This is a genomic window from Oligella ureolytica DSM 18253, from assembly GCF_000373745.1.
GTDB classification, from domain to species: Bacteria; Pseudomonadota; Gammaproteobacteria; order Burkholderiales; family Burkholderiaceae_B; genus Oligella; species Oligella ureolytica.
On sequence record NZ_KB892324.1, the window covers coordinates 15658 to 30133 of the forward strand.

Sequence of the window (14476 nt, forward strand, 5' to 3'; positions counted from 1 at the left end):
TTGTGTTGAAGCGATTACACTCGTTGTGTTTCTTTAATTGCTTCACGTTCTGCTTTTTTAAGCTTGGTTCTGATGCGGTTTTGTTTGAGGTTTGACAGATGCTCTACAAATACTTTACCTACCAAGTGGTCAAGTTCATGTTGAATACAAATAGCTAATAGACCATCGGCATCAAGTGTGAACTTCTCGCCATGCTCGTCAAGTGCTTCAATGGTCACTTCAGAAGAGCGTTCGACCTTGTCATAAATGCCGGGCACGGATAAACAACCCTCTTCGTAGACTGTTTTTTCATCGCTACGAGCAATAATTTGAGGGTTGATCAGAACTAATAACTGGTCACGCTCTTCAGAGACATCGATGACGACAATACGCTCATGAATATCAACTTGAGTGGCGGCTAGACCAACGCCCTCAGCATCGTACATGGTCTCAGCCATGTCTTTGACGATCTGACGGACACGATCATCAACTTCCGAAACCGGCTTAGCAATCTTGTGTAAGCGAGGATCCGGGTACTTAAGAATAGGTAATAAGGCCATTATTTAATATATAAAAATCATTAAGATACGCCTATTTTAACATTTTAAGATAGATGTTTTGAGCCATGTAGTGAAATCATTTCAATGATAATGGCAAAATATATACAGCTGTAGATGAGCGTGAGTGATCTTTTTGAGGATATTGGATGTCAGCTATTCACATTGAGGAAATTAAAGCGTGGTTACGTTTTAGTATGGAGCCGGGCATTGGTTCGGTCAGTGGCCGGGAGTTACTGAGTAAGATTGGTTTACCACAGTTGATTTTTGACGCTTCGTATTCTACTTTAGCGTCTTTTTGTTCATCTAAACTAGCTCGACAGTTAAGTACTCCAGTGAGTGATGAGATAGAGGCTCGTATCGAGCTTACGTTGCAGTGGCTTCAAAGCAGCCCTTTGCACGGGATATTGACCTGGCCGGACGAGATGTTTCCTCGTGAGTTGTTTGAGTTGCATGATGCTCCGCTTCTGCTTTACTATGCCGGGCAAATTGAGACCTTAAGCAAACCTAAATTGGCCATTGTCGGATCGCGCCACTCCACTGCCGGGGGCAATGATAATGCACGTGCTTTTGCGCGCTATTTTGCTAATAAGGGGTGGGCGGTAGTAAGCGGTTTAGCCTATGGTATTGACAAGGCTGCGCACGAAGGCGCTTTGGCATCAGGTGACCCACATTCAACAATTGCCGTGATGGCGACAGGGCTGGATATTGTCTATCCGGGTGAGCATACAGAGCTAGCCGTACGCATTCGTGATAATGGCTTGTTATTAAGTGAGTATGGCATCGGTATGCAAGCAAATGCTTTTCACTTTCCTCAGCGTAACCGTATTGTTGCCGGTGTAAGTCAGGGAGTTCTAGTTGTTGAAGCAGCTCGTCGTAGCGGTTCCTTAATTACTGCCAAGCAGGCTTTGGAGTATGGTCGGGAGGTGTTCGCTATACCCGGCTCCATTCATTCGCCGTTGGCCCGTGGTTGTCACCAGCTCATCCGTGAGGGGGCGAAGCTGGTTGAGAGAGCTGCTGATATTGAAGAGGAGTTGAGAGCGGCTGACATCCCTTCATAGCCATCGCAGTAAAAGTACAGGAAGCGCCAAGAGAGGCGCTCCCTGTAATAGACCTAGGGAGTGCCTAGTTGGTAGCACACTTGGCGATCATCGCACGGCCTACGCTGCTCGCATTTTGGCGACCAATAATGTCAGAGATCCACTGACCGATTTGTACTGTTTTATCTAAATCCATACCGGTTTCAATCCCCATACCATGGAGCATATAGAGTACATCTTCGGTGGCGACATTACCCGTAGCCCCCTTAGCGTATGGGCAGCCACCTAAGCCTGCGACAGATGAGTGGAAAATGCTGATTCCTGCTTGCATTGAGGCGAGGATATTGGCTAAGGCTTGTCCATAGGTATCATGGAAATGACCGGCAACTCTTTCTTTGGGGACAATTTCAGTGACTTTGCTCATCACTTCATAGACATGCGCAGCCGTAGCAACACCGATAGTATCGGCAATGTCAATTTCGTCACTGCCCAGATCCTGCATACGCTTAGTGATATCCAGTACGGATTCGACGCTGACTTCACCTTGGTAGGGGCAGCCAAATGAGGTGCTGATACTTGCTCGTAGTAGTACGCCTGCTTCTTTGGCTAAGCGTGCAACATCACGAAAGCGTTCAATGGATTCAGCAATAGAGCAATTGATGTTTTTTTGGGAGAAAGCTTCACTTGCTGCACCAAAAATAACGACCTCATTGACACCATTGGCTAAGGCGCCTTCAAGGCCTCGGATATTGGGCGTGAGGGCGGCGTAAACTACCTTAGGATTACGCTCAATCCCTTGCATCACTTCCGTGGCATCCGCCATTTGTGGGACCCATTTAGGGGAGACGAAAGAAGCTGCCTCAATTTTGGGGGCGCCTGCCTCAACTAAACGGTTGACTAATTCAACCTTAGTGTCGGTTGCTACAAATTCTTTTTCGTTTTGTAGGCCATCGCGCGGACCTACTTCGACAATTGTCACCTTTTTTGGGAAATCCATTTTGTCTACACTCCAATTTATTAATTATTAATAGACTGATTTTAAACGATCTACTAAGACAGACTCATATCGAGCGAGTAAATTTTTTTGTTTGTTTAAATAGTCACTTATTGCATGATGGCTAAGTTCGTATTTAGCCGTGGACCAGATAGCGTCCGGATAGTGAGGGTCATCTTTAAAGCGTGGAATAATATGCCAATGCATATGTGGAACCATGGTGCCAAATTGGGCTAAGTTGATTTTGGCGGGTTCCAATACCTCACGTTGAACCTCTTCGACTAAATACACGAAGTCCATTAGCTCATGGCGTTGGGTTGGACTGAGCTCGCTCATTTCCTTAATATGTGATTGATATATCACACGAGTAAACGCAGGGTAGTACGTATCATTTGCATTGATAATACGTACTAAGTCGTTTTGCCAGAGTAAACGACCGCCTACCTCATTGCACAGTACACAATGTTGCTCGGACATGTACGCGCTTCCTGTTAGTCTTGAGCCATCATGGTCGCGAGCGCCTGACCCGGATCCTCTTGACGCATAAAGGCCTCACCGATAAGGAAACCGTAGATATCATTATCATTCATGAGCTTGACGTCATCTTTGTGCAAAATGCCGCTCTCTGTAATAAGGAGACGGTTTTGCTCTTCAGACACCATATCTTTGAGGCGAATGGTGTTGTGAATGTCTGTTTCAAAGCTGCGGAGGTCACGATTATTAACACCGATTAAAGGTGATTTAAGCTTGAGTGCGCGTTCCATTTCTTTTTCATCATGGACCTCAACCAACACGTCCATTTTAAGTTCAGTGGCAATTTGCTCAAAGTCATGCAATTCCTTATCATCTAAAGCCGCTACGATCAATAAGATGCAATCGGCACCGAAGGCACGAGCGCGATAGATTTGATAAGGGTTGACCATAAAGTCTTTACAAAGTACGGGTAAAGAGCAAGCAGCACGTGCACGACGTAAGAAGTCATGAGAACCTTGGAAAAACTGTGTTTCGGTCAGTACTGACAGGCAGGCTGCGCCTCCTGTCGCGTAGCTCATTGCAAGTGCATCAGGTTCAAAATCTTCTCTGATAATTCCCTTAGAAGGTGATGCTTTTTTGATTTCTGCAATGACTGCATTTTGTTTGGCATCAATACGCTCTTTGAGTGCATTGGCAAAGCCTCGAGTATCTTGACGGGCCTCAGCCTCTCTTAGAAGGTCATTGCTGCTGCGTATTTTTTTGAGCTCAGCAACTTCTTCTCTTTTTACATCAAGAATTTTTAATAAGATATTGTCCATTATCCCTCCATTACTTCTATTAACTATGACAATTGTGGTTTTAGCGTTTGGCTAAATTCACAGAATTTCTGCATTGTGTTGAAAGCCGCACCGCTAGCTAAAAGCTCTCGAGCAATCTCAATACCCTCTTTGATTGTGTCAGCTTTATTGCCGGCATAAATGGCAAGACCTGCATTTAAAATAACAACATCCAAGGCCGGACCCGCTTCGTTTTTTAGGACGCTAAGGATAATATCTCTGGATTCTTCTTTATTTGTTACGCGGTAGCTACGATTAGAAACCATTTGCATACCAAAGTCTTCAGGGTGAATTTCATATTCGGTGACCTCACCGTCTTTGAGCTCACCGACCAGTGTGGTTGCTCCAAGCGTGGCTTCGTCCATGCCATCTAAGCCGTGAACGATGAGTACGTGATTAGAACCAAGTTGCTTCAATACACGTACTTGAATACCAACTAAGTCGGGGTGAAAAACGCCCATCAGTTGGTTACCGGCACTGGCAGGGTTAGTCAAAGGGCCAAGAATATTAAACATGGTACGGACACCAAGGAGTTTGCGTACCGCGGAGACGTTTTTCATGCTGCTGTGGTGATAAGGCGCAAACATAAAACCAATGCCGGTGTTTGTTATGCTCTCAGCAACACGTTCAGGCGGTGTTTCCACAAAAGCGCCAAGCGCTTCTAAACCATCGGCGCTACCGGCAGGACTGGAGGCACTACGATTGCCATGTTTGGCAATCGGCACACCGGCGGCTGCCGCGACAAACATCGCTGTCGTGGAAATGTTAAAGGTATTACTGCCATCGCCACCAGTACCGCACATATCGAGGGCTTCTTCCGGTTTTTCTAAAGTCACAGTTTTGCTGAATTCACGCATGACTCGGGCGGCGGCGGTGATTTCATCCACCGTTTCTTTTTTGACACGCAGCCCCATTAAAAAAGCAGCAGCGATTTCCGGTGGCATCTCACCTTGCATAAGATTGCGCATCAGGTCGACCATCTCGTCTTCGAATATTTCACGATGCTCGATAAGACGTGTTAGGGCTTCTTGATAAGAAATTTTCATTTGATTACTCCGCACGGTAGCTGGATCTAAGAAAAAACATAGCTATACCGGCTTATTACTATTATTTAGCGTATTTTAAAAAATTATTAAATAACTCGTGACCATAGTCACTAAGCACGGATTCAGGATGGAATTGCACACCGAAAACAGGCAGTTCCTTGTGTGCAACGGCCATGATTTCACCATCGTCTGTTTCTGCTGTGATCTCTAAACATTCGGGCAGTGTGTCACGCTCAATGGCTAAAGAATGATAGCGAGTCACCGTGTACGGCGAAGGGATATCAGTAAATATATCGGTGCCGTGATGGGTGATAGTCGAAGTTTTGCCATGCATTAATTGCTTGGCGCGAATGACATGACCTCCAAAAGCCGCACCGATTGATTGGTGGCCTAAACAAACCCCCAAAATGGGTATTTTGCCGGCAAAATGCTTAATTACTTCAATCGAAATGCCGGCTTCAGCAGGCGTACACGGACCGGGAGAGACGCAAATCAGATCGGGATCCATTGCTTCAATTTCTTCAATGCTGATTTCGTCATTGCGAGCAACAATCACCTCAGCACCGAGTTCACCAAAATATTGCACGATGTTATAGGTAAAAGAATCGTAATTGTCGAGCATAAAAAGCTTAGTCATTATTATTTTCCTTACTAAGTTCTGATTAAATCGGTTGATCGAGGCCGTATTGAACCTGCTCTGCTGCACGTAATACGGCACGTGCTTTGTGCTCTGTCTCTAACCATTCGTTTTCCGGGATGGAGTCAGCGACGATACCGGCCGCGGCTTGTACGTAAAGCATGCCGTCTTTGATGACTGCAGTACGAATAGCAATGGCCATGTCCATTGAGCCATTGTAGCTAAAGTAGCCTACAGCACCACCGTAAATACCACGACGTACCGGTTCCAGCTCATCAATTAGCTTCATCGCCTGGACCTTGGGTGCTCCGGTTAATGTGCCGGCAGGGAAGGTGGCTCGCAGTACGTCAAGCGCATCCAAGTCGTCTTTCAAAACTCCCTTGACATTTGAGACAAGATGCATGACGTGAGAGTAATTTTCTACAGTCATCTGCTCAGTGACTTCCACCGTACCGGTTTTTGATACGCGACCAATATCATTACGAGCTAAGTCGATTAACATCACATGCTCGGCAATTTCTTTAGGATCATTTTGTAGCTCTGTGGCTAACGCCTTGTCTTCTTCCGGCGTTTTGCCGCGAGGACGGGTACCTGCTAATGGGCGGATAGTGACTTCTGTTTCCTCTTTACCTTCAGTGTTTAGGACGTGCTCCTGGCGTACTAAAATCTCCGGCGATGAACCAACAACATGGAACTCACCGAAATTGTAGTAGTACATAAACGGTGATGGGTTGAGGGAGCGTAACGAGCGATATAAAGAGAGTGGTGAATCACGGAAAGACTTATTGATTACTTGACCGATTTGGACTTGCATCAAATCGCCTGCGGCGATGCGTTCTTTTGCTTTAATAACAGCAGCTAAAAAGTCCTCTTTGGCAAAAGTGCGCTCTTCTTCTGTGACTAAACTGGCTAAGCTGTATGGAATAGCCACTGGTTGGCGAAGCATACGACGAAGTTCTAACAATCGCTTTTTGCCTTTGGAGTAGCTGTCACTTTCGGAAGGGTCAGCATAAACTAATAAGTAGGTGCGCCCAATCACGTTGTCGACGATGACTGCTTCATCGATATGCATCAACATGATATCCGGAGTGCCTTCACCTTGACCGTGTGGAAATGGCTTAACTGCCGGGCCTAAGCTGGGTTCCATATGGCGTACTGCATCGTAGCCGATATAGCCTGCTAAGCCACCGGTAAAACGTGGAACCCCCGGGCGATTAGCGACCTTAAAACGATCCATGTAGTTGCGGATAAACTCAAAAGGGTCGCCTTCGTGAGTTTCTACGACCTGACCATCCGTAATTAACTCAGTGGTTGTGTCTTTGCTGCGAATGACTGTACGTGCCGGTAAACCAATAAAGGAGTAACGCCCAGAACGCTCACCGCCCACGACGGACTCGAGTAAGCAAGTCATTTTTCCGCCATTTTTATCGTTATGAGCAAGTTTTAAATAAATGCCTAAGGTAGTGTCTAGGTCAGCGTAGGTCTCCTGCATTAGAGGTATGCGATTGTAGCCTTGGGCTTTTAATGCGTTGAATTCTATTTCAGTCATTTTATTTACTCTCATGTAATGGTTTTTTAATTGACCGGGAGTTAGTGCACTTTGCTTTAAATGTAAAAAAACCCGGTCATGTAGGATGTACCGGGTTTAATACGTTAGTTTGTAATGTGTGGCTTGTTGTCAGAATGAGTTGTTTAACTTGAACTTATAACTCTAAATGACGCAGCCTCAGAACGCGATTAACCCAGCACGCAGCAGCCACCAGCGCCAGTAATAGGCGATGTTGTTATAAGCATAAGCGATAGGATTAAATTGCATCATAGTGAAAATAGGCTTGTCTAAGGACAAAATATTGCGATTAACGAAAATGGTAACACAGATTTATGAAGAAAGTATGACAGCGTTTGATTTTTAAACAAAAGCTGCTTAATTGTTGTTCTTCCTTTTTGTGTTTTCAGCATGAATCCAATTAATTGCCATATGCATATCGTCTACCAGAGCACCGGGCTCAGGTTGGTTAATAGTTTGACCCTCGTTGTAGCCATAAGGTACGACCAGGCAAGGTAGGCCGGCAGCGTTGGCGGCTTGTGCATCATTTAGTGAATCGCCGATAAGTACCGCCGTGTCAGCCGTGCTGCTAAGCTTTTCTAAAGCTAATAAAACGGGTGCCGGGTGAGGTTTTTTGTGCTCACACGAGTCACCACCAATGATCGCATCAAAGTAATGGCTGATCCCTTTTTTATCCAGCAAGGGTAGGGTGAACTCAATCGCTTTATTGGTGACAACGGCGAGTTTATAACGCTCTGTCTTGAGTTGCTCTAAAGCCTCGGTGACTGTCGGATAGAGCTCGCTAAAGAGGCCGTTGTTGGCATGATAATGGCGACTAAATACCTCTTTAGCTTCTTGTAAAAGATCAGGCGCTACTGTCTTGGCATTAATGTCATTAGCTAGGAATCGAATAATAAGACGTTCTAAGCCCTTACCAACAAAGGTGCTAAGCGTTTCAATAGGGAGGGTGGGGCGACCCATCTCCGCTAGACATTGATTAGCGCAATAGGCGAGCTCGGGCATGCTGTCAATTAACGTGCCATCTAAATCAAATAGCACCGTGTCGATAAGTGGGGTAGTTTCTTTCGTCATACTAAGTATTGATTAATTTACCATCTGCCAAATCAATTTCTTTACGCATTTGCTGGATCACTGTTTGGTAATTGTCCGATCCGAAAATAGCTGAGCCGGCGACAAAGGTGTCTGCCCCAGCAGCACGAATAGCGCCGATATTGTCCGCTTTGATGCCGCCATCAACCTCTAAGCGGATAGGCTGTCCGCCAGCGGCAACCCAATCATCAATGCGTTGGCGAAGTTGGGTGATTTTGTCCATGGTTGACGGAATGAACTTTTGCCCGCCAAAGCCCGGGTTAACAGACATTAATAAGACCATATCTATTTTGTCCATCACGTAATCCAATACGCTTAAACTGGTCGCAGGGTTTAGTACTAAACCGGCTTGGCAACCAAGTTCGCGAATTAAGTTTAATGAGCGGTCGACATGCTTTGAAGCCTCGGGGTGGAAAGTGATCATATCAGCCCCCGCTTTTGCAAATAGTGGAATAATGCTATCAACAGGCTCAACCATCAGATGTACATCAATCATGGCATCAGTGTGTGGACGAATAGCTTCACAGACCAAGGGTCCAATTGTGAGGTTCGGTACATAGTGATTGTCCATTACATCGAAGTGAATCCAATCAGCGCCATCAGCGATGACTTGCTTAACCTCTTCGCCTAAGCGAGCAAAGTCAGCTGATAAAATACTGGGAGCAATGATGGCAGGAAGCTTATTCATAGTTGATGCCTTTTATTTGTAGAATGTGTTGAAAAGTTTAAAAGCAGTCGCTGGGTATATGAACCCAGCCACTCATTAATATACGGGCGCTGCGACTCATAATGGCTTTTTTAACTTGCCATTGCCCATTGTCCAGTACCGCTTCTGCGCCGACGCGTAAGGTGCCTGATGGGTGGCCAAAAGTAACGCTCTGGCGATCACCGCCACCTGCCGCTTGGTTTACCAAGGTGCCCGGAATAGCAGCAGCGGCGGCAATAGCAACAGCAGCAGTGCCCATCATGGCGTGGTGTAACTGACCCATCGATAGCGCACGTACATGCAAATCAATGGTGTCGGCTGTGATTTCTTTGCCACTCGATGTGGTGTAGTCTTTTCTGGGAGCGACAAACGCTATTTTAGGTGTGTGCTGGCGATCTTTTGCTTCTTGAACGTCTTTGATGAGACCCATTGCTTTAGCACCGTAGGCTCTAATTTTTTCAAAACGTTCGAGGGCCTCAGGATTGCCATTGATATCGTCTTGTAATTCAGTGCCCTGATAACCTAAATCATCTGCGTTTAAGAAAATAGTCGGAATCCCGGCGCTAAGCATGGTTGCCGGGAAGGTGCCAATGCCGGGAACCTCCAGCTCATCGACTAAGTTGCCGGTGGGAAACATGGTCGCACCTTTGTCGCCATCGTCATCTGAAGGATCGATAAATTCAATCACAATTTCAGCGGCCGGGAAGGTTACGCCATCTAATTCAAAATCACCCGTTTCCTGTACTTGCCCGTTGGTGATGGGTACGTGGGCGATAATTGTTTTTTGAATATTAACTTGCCAGATTTTGATCGTACAAATGCCATTGTCGGGAATTTTAGCAGGGTCAATCAGTCCGGCATGAATCGCAAAGGGTCCAACGGCAGAGCTGAGGTTGCCGCAATTACCGCTCCAATCAACGAAGTCGTTATTGATGCCGACTTGACCAAATAAATAATCTACATCATGATCGGCAATGCTGCTTTTGCTGATGATTACTGTCTTGGAGGTTGATGAGGTGGCGCCACCCATGCCGTCTATCTGCTTGGCATAAGGGTCTGGACTGCCAATCACACGTTTTAATATGGCATCTCGCGCAGGGCCCGCTTGTTGAGCCGCATCGGGTAAATCAGTTAGGCTGAAAAATACTCCCTTGCTAGTGCCTCCACGCATATATGTGGCAGGGATTTTAATCTGTGCGGCGTAAGTCATATTCATCTCCATGTCAGTTGTTTTTAAGTTTTATTTACCTGAATGATTATAGTGCTTTTGCATAAAAATTTCCGCTGGTGTTTTGCTCACTATGCCGGATTTGATTACGTTTGCAATGAGCTACTTACTACGCTCCTTGATACGTTGGCGATTGATGGCTTGAGCTTCTGCGGTTGGCACCCAGTCCTTCCAAAAGTGATCTGGAATATTTGGAAAATCTTCACGCTGTACACCATTAAAGGAAGGATTGTAGTTACGCCTTTTCATTTCTTGAATGAGCTCAGCATGACGTTTAACTAAATAGCCAAGGCGAGTATAAAAAAATAACATATGGCCTTTACCCAAGGTATATCTTTCAGGTTGCTCAAAACTTTTGCGTTGTGCAGCTTTTTCTGCGAGAGCAAATACTCGAGGTAACTCGCGATATTCGGCCACTAGGTGAGGGCCGCTGAGCTCTTCGACTGGAATGCAGTTAATTCGGGTCATGGTTTGATTTTTGTCAGGGAACAATTGAGAGGGGATATATTGTACGCTATTGTTTTAGCGTTCTTAAAGGGGGATAAGCTGTGATGAGGGTTATTGTTGAATTTCAATGCTTATATTAAATATTATCATTTTCTAAACTAAAGTCTGGATAAGGTACGTCTTCATGCTGGTATCATTAAAGTTATCCTTCTGGTGCTAGTGGGATAGTTTAAGACTAACGAAATTTGCTCTATTCTAAGTTCGATGTTAAAAAATGAAGAATGGCAGTATTCATATGAAACAGGCCAAGACAACCTATTTACTACTTTATTATTTTGCCTAACTCCATCGCAACTAAGAAGTCATCTGAAAGGTTCCTACAGTCGGAATACGAGAGAGTTAAGAACTTTTTAATGTCAGCCGATAATCGGCTTGAGATACAAGGTTTTATTTTATGTGTTAAAAGCCCTTGGCTTAAGCTTTGAACGTATTAATAGCGCAATTCGTATTGGGATTGGACGATTTGATACGAAGCAGGATATTTTGACGTTTGTAGATAAGGTATCGAGGGTCTTAAAAGAGTTTGAAGTGTAAGCAGTAAGGCTTCTCTTGGTAAAGCGCTATCTCCAGGGTCTTGTAAATACTGTAGGCGCTAAAGACTAAGCAGATATGGGCATGAATTCGCTTTTCTAAGCGATGGTATATTGGACGAATGCGCAGGTCGATCTTGGGCATCCGGAAGGCTTTCTCTATCTGCCAGAGCTGGCCGTAATGCGCCAACATTATTGATTTATAAGGGATGATCGGGTGATCCGAGAGAAAAGTGACGAAGATATGAAAAAAATACCGGCGCAGTCCTGAGGCTGCATCCGGTATTTAGTCTATGTGATTGTTGCTGCGCCTGATAGCGTCAGCTGAACTTTAGTATGACATACGCTCTGTTACCGCACGGTTAACTCGTTCGATTAGCGATTTGCTATCTTTGCGAAGCTTGCGGCTTGGGCGAACTCCATCTTGGTGAGCGGTGGCAGGAGCTGATTCTTGGTCGCGATTGCGTGAGCGCTGCGACGATTGGGAGGCGCGTTGTTGGCGTCCCGGTTGACCTTCTTGACGGTAGCGCGGGCGCTCTTGGCGGTCTGCACGCTCTTCATAACGGCGAGAACGAGTCTCGATCTTGCCTTCAGGGCGAGCAAAGTCGTTGTCTAAGCGCTCGAAGTCAGAACGTCTGCCACGGCTTTCGTTGCGTGGTGCACTGTCGCTGCGTTGCTCGAAGTTGCGATCTTGACGAGCACCACTGTGACGTTTAGCGCCATTACCGGCTTTGCGACGACGGTTATTAGAAGAGGTGTTTTTAGGCTTGCTGCTTTGACGAACAGGCTCTAAGCCATCGATAGTTTCAACCTCAATGGTTTGACCGGTAAAACGCTCAATTTTCTTTACTTTAAAGTTTTCAGCAAACGTGGCGAAGCTATAAGCACGACCATCGCGCCCAGCACGACCGGTACGACCAATGCGGTGGACGTAGTCTTCAGCTTGCATCGGCAAGTCAAAGTTAATAGCGTGGCTAATGCCTTGTACATCAATGCCGCGAGCAGCAACATCGGTTGCTACTAATACATGTAATTTACCATTTTGCAGTTGGGTAATAGTGCGCGTACGCTGGCGCTGATTCATGTCGCCGTGTAATGCAGCGGCTTTGTAGTCGTTATCTTTTAAGCGTTCAGCTAAATCGTCAGCACTGCGTTTGGTCGCGGTAAATACGATGGCTTGATATACGGGCTCATTATCTAAAATATGCTCAAGTAAGCGGAACTTGTGGCCTGCATTGTCAGCGTAAAGTAGAGACTGCTCGATATTCTCGTGACGTTGTGTTTGGTTGGCCACGTCAATGCGTAAAGAGTCTTTAAGCATGCTGGCGGCTAAATTCGCCAAGGTTTTCTCGAACGTAGCAGAGAACATAAGGGTCTGACGAGCGTCAGGCGTATGCGCTACGATTTCTTTCATGTCGTCTAAGAAGCCCATATCAAGCATGCGATCCGCTTCATCAAGGACTAAGGTTTCGATGTTGCTTAGATCAACTCGACCCGCATTGAGATGGTCGATAAGACGACCTGGAGTTGCTACCAATACATCAACGCGACGCTTAAGAGCGTTGATTTGTGGACCATAAGGCATACCACCAACAACAGTAGCGACGCGAATGCCTCTCATGCCTGAACTGTACTGTTTAGTCGCATCAGCAACTTGCATTGCTAATTCGCGTGTTGGTGTCAAAACTAATAAGCGCACACTTTGTTGCTTACCGGCAGGCGTGGTCGCCATGCGGTGTAATGCGGGCAATGTAAAGGCGGCTGTTTTACCACTGCCTGTTTGTGCGCTAACAATCAGATCCTTGCCTTCAAGCGCGGCAGGAATCGCTTTTGCTTGTACTTCGGTGGGTTGAGTGAAGCCAGCTTTATTTAAGGCTTCCAGTAATACTGGTGCCAATCCTAATGATTCGAATGACATAGTTTTTCCTAATAAATCTCGTGTCGGTTTATATCGAGCCGACCGGATCAACGCATGGTGGAACTACGTCAGGGGTAGGAGCGATAATATACAAAAACGATTTGTTTATAATTAAAATAATCGCAATTGTCTGATTGAACTTTGCTAAATCTTTTGTTGCGATGTGCTTTGACCCATAGATATGTATGGGTGATGTAGAGACTTGCGACGTCAGTAAATGAATGTCGAGCTTTACAGATAAGACTATCAATTATATAGGGTTTTTCCTGAGAGTCAAGGGATTCTCTTGGTTTTTTTGACGATGTTAGGTTTTTTCGATGGAACTGTTGTTTTATGGTTTGGGATCTGTCTTTGTGGCTTGTCATGAAAGGGTGGTCAATAAGGCTTGGTTGCTAGTCACCCGAATCGTCTTTTCGTTTTGTACGTATTTAAGGGTATGTTTTAAAGCGCGATTTTTCTTTAAGCTGATTAATTCATTTGGTATGTGGGATTGGCTTAATGAGGGTATGTTATGAAGCAGGTGCTTGATTGTGCTATTTTGCATTTTGGGCAGCAACTTGATCCTGGCGCAGTGACTCAACTTAGTGAGGTTCAACACAAGCTTAAGCATCGGCGTTTAAGATGTCATGAGCTTGATTTATCTGAACGGTTGATGATTTCTGATGAGTTATTGTTTAGAGAAGATGATCGGCAGTTTTTACTGATGCAGCTTTTACGCTATGATGTGGCTGTTTTTATTCTTAGTACAGAGACTTTAAGTTTAGCCAGGCGTTTTTTGTTTTATTTGCATTGCGCTGAGGAATTGAACAAGGGCTTTTGTCCAATGATTGCGCTTGCTACGGGTGTGCAGTCAGTGGCTATGATTGATTTAATGCGATTAGGCCTAAGTGATTTTATGCACTCACCGGTTGATCACGATGAATTAAGAGTGCGTCTATTTGCTTCAGTAAATAAACCGCTGTTAAGACTGCCTACTGAATCTGAGGTGGTTGATCCTCCAAGACAAAGCTCGTCTGCCACGGCCATGTCCTATTTTCCGCAGCATGAGCCTAAGCGGGAGTTTTTTGAGGGTTTGTTGCGTGATGTCGAGCAGCAAACAGGTCATTATGCCTTTGCTTTTAGCGACAGCCAAGCGGTTTATTTTGCTGAGAGTTTTAAGGAAGCTAAGCAAAATGTGGTTGATCGTTTTGAGCACGGCTATTTGAGCTATATGCTGCGTTCAACTAACGGCAATATTGCTCAAGCAGCGATACTAGCTAAAAAAAATAGGCGCTCATTTTGGGAGCTGATGCGTAAACACAAGATTGATGCAGAAGAGTTTCGTCCGGAGCTTTGATCAAATCGGTTTGTTTAAACAAGGGCAGTCGT

General features: G+C 45.4%; 15 protein-coding genes and 1 pseudogene. 3 read left to right on the forward strand and 13 right to left on the reverse strand.

What is annotated here, in order from left to right; genetic code table 11:
- Positions 1-14: 14 nt before the first annotated feature.
- Positions 15-539 (reverse strand): peptide deformylase, encoded by a 525-nt coding sequence (gene def, locus B092_RS0110110; RefSeq protein WP_018575121.1) that lies wholly within the window; start codon positions 537-539, stop codon positions 15-17.
- Positions 540-685: 146 nt separating this feature from the next.
- Between def and dprA the strand changes: the two genes are divergently transcribed.
- Positions 686-1597 carry a DNA-processing protein DprA gene (gene dprA, locus B092_RS14195; protein WP_018575122.1) on the forward strand — a complete coding sequence of 304 codons (912 nt, stop codon included), beginning with the start codon at positions 686-688 and terminating at the stop codon, positions 1595-1597.
- A 64-nt stretch (positions 1598-1661) separates the two neighbouring features.
- On the opposite strand, the gene B092_RS0110120 is transcribed toward dprA, so the two are convergent.
- The 10 genes from B092_RS0110120 to B092_RS0110165 all read right to left on the reverse strand — a co-directional run bounded on the left by B092_RS0110120 (position 1662) and on the right by B092_RS0110165 (position 10621).
- On the reverse strand, positions 1662-2573 hold the full coding sequence (locus tag B092_RS0110120) for a hydroxymethylglutaryl-CoA lyase (protein WP_018575123.1): 912 nt from the start codon (positions 2571-2573) through the stop codon (positions 1662-1664).
- A gap of 27 nt (positions 2574-2600) precedes the next feature.
- Positions 2601-3047: an HIT family protein gene (locus B092_RS0110125; RefSeq protein WP_018575124.1), complete on the reverse strand. Its 447-nt coding sequence runs from the start codon at positions 3045-3047 to the stop codon at positions 2601-2603.
- Positions 3048-3061: 14 nt separating this feature from the next.
- A complete protein-coding gene (trpC, locus tag B092_RS0110130) occupies positions 3062-3862 on the reverse strand; it encodes an indole-3-glycerol phosphate synthase TrpC (protein ID WP_018575125.1) in 801 nt (266 codons plus the stop codon).
- Positions 3863-3885: 23 nt separating this feature from the next.
- Positions 3886-4926, reverse strand: a complete 1041-nt coding sequence (trpD, locus tag B092_RS0110135) for an anthranilate phosphoribosyltransferase (protein ID WP_018575126.1) — start codon at positions 4924-4926, stop codon at positions 3886-3888.
- 61 nt (positions 4927-4987) lie between these two features.
- The gene (locus B092_RS0110140; protein WP_018575127.1) at positions 4988-5563 is read right to left on the reverse strand and encodes an anthranilate synthase component II; all 576 of its coding nucleotides are present in this window, start codon (positions 5561-5563) and stop codon (positions 4988-4990) included.
- A gap of 25 nt (positions 5564-5588) precedes the next feature.
- The gene (trpE, locus tag B092_RS0110145; protein WP_018575128.1) at positions 5589-7112 is read right to left on the reverse strand and encodes an anthranilate synthase component I; all 1524 of its coding nucleotides are present in this window, start codon (positions 7110-7112) and stop codon (positions 5589-5591) included.
- Positions 7113-7487: 375 nt separating this feature from the next.
- Positions 7488-8201 (reverse strand): phosphoglycolate phosphatase, encoded by a 714-nt coding sequence (locus tag B092_RS0110150; protein WP_018575129.1) that lies wholly within the window; start codon positions 8199-8201, stop codon positions 7488-7490.
- Position 8202: 1 nt separating this feature from the next.
- Positions 8203-8907, reverse strand: a complete 705-nt coding sequence (gene rpe / locus B092_RS0110155; RefSeq protein WP_018575130.1) for a ribulose-phosphate 3-epimerase — start codon at positions 8905-8907, stop codon at positions 8203-8205.
- Positions 8908-8944: 37 nt separating this feature from the next.
- Positions 8945-10135 (reverse strand): 2-methylaconitate cis-trans isomerase PrpF, encoded by a 1191-nt coding sequence (gene prpF, locus B092_RS0110160; RefSeq protein WP_018575131.1) that lies wholly within the window; start codon positions 10133-10135, stop codon positions 8945-8947.
- 120 nt (positions 10136-10255) lie between these two features.
- A complete protein-coding gene (locus B092_RS0110165; RefSeq protein ID WP_026253727.1) occupies positions 10256-10621 on the reverse strand; it encodes a pyrimidine dimer DNA glycosylase/endonuclease V in 366 nt (121 codons plus the stop codon).
- Positions 10622-11056: 435 nt separating this feature from the next.
- Between B092_RS0110165 and B092_RS15460 the strand changes: the two genes are divergently transcribed.
- Positions 11057-11194, forward strand: coding sequence for a hypothetical protein (locus B092_RS15460; RefSeq protein WP_018575133.1), 138 nt, complete (start codon positions 11057-11059; stop codon positions 11192-11194).
- Positions 11195-11203: 9 nt separating this feature from the next.
- Here B092_RS15460 and B092_RS16145 read toward each other — a convergent pair.
- Together B092_RS16145 and B092_RS0110175 are read right to left on the reverse strand one after the other, a co-directional pair.
- Positions 11204-11383: pseudogene (locus tag B092_RS16145) on the reverse strand (IS1634 family transposase); the annotation flags it as partial.
- Positions 11384-11521: 138 nt separating this feature from the next.
- Positions 11522-13108, reverse strand: coding sequence for a DEAD/DEAH box helicase (locus B092_RS0110175; RefSeq protein ID WP_018575134.1), 1587 nt, complete (start codon positions 13106-13108; stop codon positions 11522-11524).
- Positions 13109-13619: 511 nt separating this feature from the next.
- Here B092_RS0110175 and B092_RS0110185 point away from each other — a divergent pair.
- Positions 13620-14444 (forward strand): hypothetical protein, encoded by an 825-nt coding sequence (locus B092_RS0110185; RefSeq protein ID WP_018575136.1) that lies wholly within the window; start codon positions 13620-13622, stop codon positions 14442-14444.
- The last annotated feature ends 32 nt before the right edge of the window (positions 14445-14476 follow it).

Coding starts and splice junctions, on each gene's coding strand:
- def (WP_018575121.1), bottom strand. CDS start 539: ATGGCCTTATTACCTATTCTTAAGTACCCGGATCCTCGCTTACACAAG.
- dprA (WP_018575122.1), top strand. CDS start 686: ATGTCAGCTATTCACATTGAGGAAATTAAAGCGTGGTTACGTTTTAGT.
- B092_RS0110120 (WP_018575123.1), bottom strand. CDS start 2,573: ATGGATTTCCCAAAAAAGGTGACAATTGTCGAAGTAGGTCCGCGCGAT.
- B092_RS0110125 (WP_018575124.1), bottom strand. CDS start 3,047: ATGTCCGAGCAACATTGTGTACTGTGCAATGAGGTAGGCGGTCGTTTA.
- trpC (WP_018575125.1), bottom strand. CDS start 3,862: ATGGACAATATCTTATTAAAAATTCTTGATGTAAAAAGAGAAGAAGTT.
- trpD (WP_018575126.1), bottom strand. CDS start 4,926: ATGAAAATTTCTTATCAAGAAGCCCTAACACGTCTTATCGAGCATCGT.
- B092_RS0110140 (WP_018575127.1), bottom strand. CDS start 5,563: ATGACTAAGCTTTTTATGCTCGACAATTACGATTCTTTTACCTATAAC.
- trpE (WP_018575128.1), bottom strand. CDS start 7,112: ATGACTGAAATAGAATTCAACGCATTAAAAGCCCAAGGCTACAATCGC.
- B092_RS0110150 (WP_018575129.1), bottom strand. CDS start 8,201: ATGACGAAAGAAACTACCCCACTTATCGACACGGTGCTATTTGATTTA.
- rpe (WP_018575130.1), bottom strand. CDS start 8,907: ATGAATAAGCTTCCTGCCATCATTGCTCCCAGTATTTTATCAGCTGAC.
- prpF (WP_018575131.1), bottom strand. CDS start 10,135: ATGACTTACGCCGCACAGATTAAAATCCCTGCCACATATATGCGTGGA.
- B092_RS0110165 (WP_026253727.1), bottom strand. CDS start 10,621: ATGACCCGAATTAACTGCATTCCAGTCGAAGAGCTCAGCGGCCCTCAC.
- B092_RS0110175 (WP_018575134.1), bottom strand. CDS start 13,108: ATGTCATTCGAATCATTAGGATTGGCACCAGTATTACTGGAAGCCTTA.
- B092_RS0110185 (WP_018575136.1), top strand. CDS start 13,620: ATGAAGCAGGTGCTTGATTGTGCTATTTTGCATTTTGGGCAGCAACTT.